The 2,921-nt window shown below is 49.3% G+C and carries 4 protein-coding genes; 1 reads left to right on the forward strand and 3 read right to left on the reverse strand.

The window, feature by feature from the left end:
- From VGA08_03420 to VGA08_03430, 3 genes are all read right to left on the reverse strand, one after another.
- Nucleotides 1–1,401 (reverse strand): peptidoglycan binding domain-containing protein (locus VGA08_03420; GenBank protein HEX9679644.1); only part of this gene is annotated, 1,401 nt, incomplete at its 3' end.
- A gap of 38 nt (nucleotides 1,402–1,439) precedes the next feature.
- A complete protein-coding gene (locus VGA08_03425) occupies nucleotides 1,440–1,694 on the reverse strand; it encodes a hypothetical protein (GenBank protein HEX9679645.1) in 255 nt (84 codons plus the stop codon).
- A complete protein-coding gene (locus tag VGA08_03430; GenBank protein ID HEX9679646.1) occupies nucleotides 1,691–2,134 on the reverse strand; it encodes an Hsp20/alpha crystallin family protein in 444 nt (147 codons plus the stop codon). Before VGA08_03430 ends, VGA08_03425 begins: the two co-directional genes overlap by 4 nt.
- Before the next feature lie 220 nt (nucleotides 2,135–2,354).
- On the opposite strand from VGA08_03430, the gene VGA08_03435 reads away from it, so the two are divergent.
- Nucleotides 2,355–2,921 (forward strand): fibronectin type III domain-containing protein (locus VGA08_03435; protein ID HEX9679647.1); only part of this gene is annotated, 567 nt, incomplete at its 3' end.

Raw genomic sequence — 2,921 nt, forward strand, 5'->3', positions numbered from 1 at the left:
CCTAAACGTAGTCGAGCTTATCTGACAAAGTCCGCCGCCGTATTCCGGAATAGTGCGATCACCCTTTATAACCAGCTCCGGTAAGTAACCGGTTGAAGCTTCAATTTCACCCAGAGCGCTGAGCTGTGAAAATGTCTCGTCCGGCGCGATTAAAATTCCGTTCAATGACGCGACCCCAACGGCAATATTATGCCGACGGTTAGCCGGACTGCCGGCAAAATTTGAGCGGCCTTCACCAAGCTTCTCTTTGATTCCCAACTCATTCAGCTGGCCAACGGCTACCTTGGGCGGCGTGACCGCGACTACCAACTCAAGAGTCTGAGCTGATTCCGGGGCATCACCCACATTCGCTCCGAGTAAAATCATGCCGTTTATAAGGTCAATGGTCGCCTCTATGTCTACCTCCCGTCCCTCAAGTGAAGGCTGAAATTCCACGACCCGGTTATTTGTAATTTCAAACTTTGCGTCCTGGGATTCAACGTTGATGTCTTGAGCAATCAAGCTTAAAAATTCTTCCAAGTCTTGGGGCTTCAGACCGACCACCACGTCGCCTTCGCCCGTCCGCTGAAAAGCCAACCAGTCATGAAGCGTGGCTTGAGAAATCCTCCAGTTACGCCCCTGAAAAGTTAATGTGATTTCCGGTATATCCAGAACTGAATTCAATCCCGCCACGGCCGAACCGGTTTCGGCTTTTTTTATTTGGGCCGCCCGCGGCTCTAGGCTCAGCGAAATAGGCGAAAAATGGAACTCTAGAGCCTGATCACGCAGTTGGCGCAACGCGCTCTCGTAGGTAAAAACAAAACCGTCAATTTCCGATTGAACCTCGGCCTGGCCGTTTACAATCCGAAGCTGGGCATCAACCGGAGGTCGTTCAAATTCGTTAAATCGCTCGCGCAAAATTTTAAGCAGCTCTGTCTCGTCAATTTCAACATACGGCTGAAGTGAAATTCCAATACTCGCCGCTCGGAGTTTTTGGACCGCGTTCGCGAAAGGGTTACTTAGCCGGCCGTAACCCTGGGATAAGTCGAGTGTCCGCCGCCAGTCATACTGGAGAATGGGTTTGGCCAAATCCGGGTCATCGGTTGGAATAATAACCGGCTGCAAGGTTATGCTCTGTTGCTCATGCTGGAAAACAATACCACTGGCTTGCAAGTTCTGCTCAATTTCCTGAAGTGTATCGTAGGCCTGCTGGCGGGTCATGCCTGCTAGGTCAACACCGTTAATGGCAACACCTTTATATATCCTATCGGCGTAGACGACATCATACGCCAAAAGTCCGCCGAGACCGACAAGCACCACCACAATAAAAACGCTAACTCCAATCAACCAACCCCGGAGTGCCCGGCGCGGCTGAGTTACAGATTTTTTTTCACTCCCCCCTGAAGTATGCAAAAATGCCATACGTATTGCCTGCCCTGGGTTCAAAGGGCAATATCCGGCTATGCTTTGTTTTGTAAAATCCGATTTAAAATAGTTTTCGCTAGTTCGTCTCGCTCGGCCTGTTCACTATCCTGCGTGCTCAAACGTAAACGTATCTCCGAACCGACAACCGTGCTCGGTGGTAACTGATCAGCCGGCCAGCGCACCTCCTGGTTATCACCAAGTCGGATAACGGCCAAACCGCCTTCAAGTTTCTCAACCACGCCGGTCTGAGCAAACGAGTCAGGCGGTCGCGTAATTTCGTTGGCACTCATGATGATTGGTCTTTAATATCAATCGGAATTGTCCGATTGCGCTGAAGTTTCGGGAGCGTAACAGTCAGAATGCCGTGCTGGAGTTCGGCCGAAATATCTTCGGCTTTGACGTCGACCGGCAAAATAATTGAGCGGCTAAACCCTCCCCAATAGCATTCACTGTAGAAGTAGTCTTCTCGTTCAACCTCACGCTCCATCTCTCGCACGCCTCGAATTGTCAGCATGTCATTATTGATACTGACTTCAAGTTTATCGGGTTCAACGCCGGCCACGGGTGCCTTCACATACAAACTATCGGCATCCTGATAGACGTCAACCGCCAGTTCGCCTTCATAATTATCTTCACTCATCCAGTCAGTCAGACTGGAAGCGTCTGAGTTGTGAACGGTGATTGCCTCGGCGTCAGTTTGATTTTTGATTTGCTTTTTTGCGTTTGGCATAGAGTAAATGCCTTTAAACTGGCTTTAGTATACTTGAAAAACGACCGCTGAGCAAGGTAAATTTCGGTTTTCAAGCAGCCATTCAGTTCGAATTAAAGGATAGCCAAGTTGATGCCCAGCCTTCGGCCGCAAGCCCAAAAACACGACGTTAGGCATGTAAACATTGACAAAATAACTAACTTATGCTATAGTTAAACATTACTTAAAACGGTAACCAATTATGACACACATGACGACAAAATTTAGCTCAATTAAGTTAAAAAAGGTGGTTTCGGCCAGCCTAACTTTGGCCGTGATTTTCTCGGTTGTGCCGTTTTCTAACCTCCAAACCGCCCAAGCCGCTGAAATTCCGCTGGTCATCTCCGACGTTAACACCACCGTGACCGATGACACCGCCACCGTGTTTTGGCACACTAACCGGAATGCTTCGGGTAAAATTCAGTGGGGCCGCGAAAGCGGCGAATACCTCTGGACGATTATTGTGCCTGATCAACGCGGCAGTCAGGCCGTGACGCTAACCGGCCTGCAGCCAAAGACCAAATATTATTTTAAAATTACGGCTTACACCGCGATTGCCGAAGTTGAAGCATTTGAGCGCAGTTTTGAAACACTTGAATTTGGAAACAATACCGCGCCGGTTATCTCTGAAGTTCGCGTTGCCTACTTAACCGGTACGACCGCCACGATTCAATGGAAAACCAACGAGCCGACCAGCGCTGAGGTTGAATACGGGTTAACCGAACAATTTGGTTCACGCGTTGGCAGCGGCGGCAATCGTTTAAGTCAC

It is taken from the genome of Candidatus Saccharimonadales bacterium (assembly GCA_036397795.1).
In the GTDB taxonomy this organism is placed as follows: domain Bacteria; phylum Patescibacteriota; class Saccharimonadia; order Saccharimonadales; family DASWIF01; genus DASWIF01.

Bases quoted from the DNA above. Each gene is read 5' to 3' on its own strand.
- VGA08_03430 (HEX9679646.1), bottom strand. From the start codon at position 2,134: ATGCCAAACGCAAAAAAGCAAATCAAAAATCAAACTGACGCCGAGGCA.
- VGA08_03425 (HEX9679645.1), bottom strand. From the start codon at position 1,694: ATGAGTGCCAACGAAATTACGCGACCGCCTGACTCGTTTGCTCAGACC.